The sequence below is a fragment of the Pseudomonas sp. EGD-AK9 genome (genome assembly GCF_000465935.2).
Classification (GTDB): domain Bacteria; phylum Pseudomonadota; class Gammaproteobacteria; order Pseudomonadales; family Pseudomonadaceae; genus Aquipseudomonas.
The window spans coordinates 1-1,409 of the sequence record NZ_AVOF01000553.1 but is presented as its reverse complement, the minus strand read 5'-3'; the positions used below and the strand labels follow the sequence as shown (position 1 = coordinate 1,409).

The 1,409-nt window shown below is 70.2% G+C and carries 1 protein-coding gene; it reads right to left on the bottom strand.

What is annotated here, in order from left to right:
* Nucleotides 1–77: 77 nt before the first annotated feature.
* Nucleotides 78–1,409, bottom strand: a 1,332-nt coding sequence (locus tag N878_RS20510) for an AAA family ATPase (RefSeq protein WP_021445409.1), incomplete at its 5' end; no start/stop codon positions are given.

Sequence of the window (1,409 nt, the reverse complement as noted above, 5' to 3'; positions counted from 1 at the left end):
CCAGCGTGGCGTAGCGGCCGAGCAGGGCTTCGGCGTAACGCAGCGGTTGCGGGACTTCGGCGAACATCGGCAGCACCTCAGGCGAACTCGCAGGTCACCGCCGAATCGGCGTCCAGGGTGGCGTGCACGCGCTGCAGGCTTTCGCCGGCGGCCATGGCGTCGAGCAGGCGGTCGACCACCAGCGGCTGCAGGTGCTGGTCGATCAGGTGGTCGATCAGACGGGCGCCGCTGTCGCCATGGGTGCAGCGCTCGGCCAGGTGCTCGACCAGGCCGTCGCAGTGGCTGAAGGCGAGCTGGCGACGGGCCAGGCGCTCGCCGAAACGGGCCAGCTTGAGACCGACCAGCTGGCGCAGCAGGTCGCCGTCCATGGGGTAGTAGGGCACCACGCGCATACGCCCGAGCAGGGCCGGCTTGAAGTGCTGGCTCAGTTGCGGGCGGATGGCCAGCTCCAGGTCCTCGGCCCCCGGGCGCGCGCCGCCGGCGCAGAGGCTGGCGATGCGTTCGCTGGCCAGGTTGCTGGTCATCAGGATCAGGCAGTTGCGGAAGTTGATCTCGCGCCCTTCGCCGTCGTTGGCCACGCCCTTGTCGAAGATCTGGTAGAAGACGTTCATCACGTCCGGGTCGGCCTTCTCCACCTCGTCGAGGAGGATCACCGAGTAGGGCTTCTGCCGCACGGCTTCGGTAAGCATGCCGCCTTCGCCATAGCCGACGTAGCCGGGCGGCGCGCCGATCAGCCGCGAGACGGTGTGTTTTTCCTGGAACTCGGACATGTTGATCACGGTGAGGAAGCGCTCACCGCCATACAGCAGGTCGGCCAGGGCCAGGGCGGTCTCGGTCTTGCCCACGCCGCTGGGGCCGACCAGGAGGAACACGCCCACCGGCGCATCGGACCGGTTGAGGCCGGCGGCGGTGGCGCGCATGGCCTTGTCCAGCGCCTGGATCGCCTGCTCCTGGCCGCGCACGCGCTGGCGCAGGTCGTCGGCGAAGGTGATGACCTTGGTGTTGTGCTCGCGCGCCAGCTGGCTCAGCGGCACGCCGGTCCAGTGGCTGATCACCTCGGCCACCAGGCGCGGGCAGACCTCGAAGCTGACCAGGCGCTCGCTGGCCTGAGCCGCGGCCAGCTCGGCCTGGAGGGTGCGCAGTTCGGCTTCCAGTTCTTCCAGGCTCGCACGTGGCTCGTCGGTTTCCTCTGCGGCGCCAGCAAGACGGGCGGCGGCGCACTGCTTGCGCTGCTCGAGCAGGCGCTCGGCCAGGTCGCGCTGGATCGCCCAGCGGGTTTCCACCTGCTCCAGTTCGGCGCGCGCGGCGACCAGGCGGGTTTCCAGGGCATCCAGCGCCTCGTGGTCGATGCTCAGGCCGGCGTCCAGGTCGCGGCGCATGGCCTCGCCCTGGCGCTCGCCCTCGGCGAT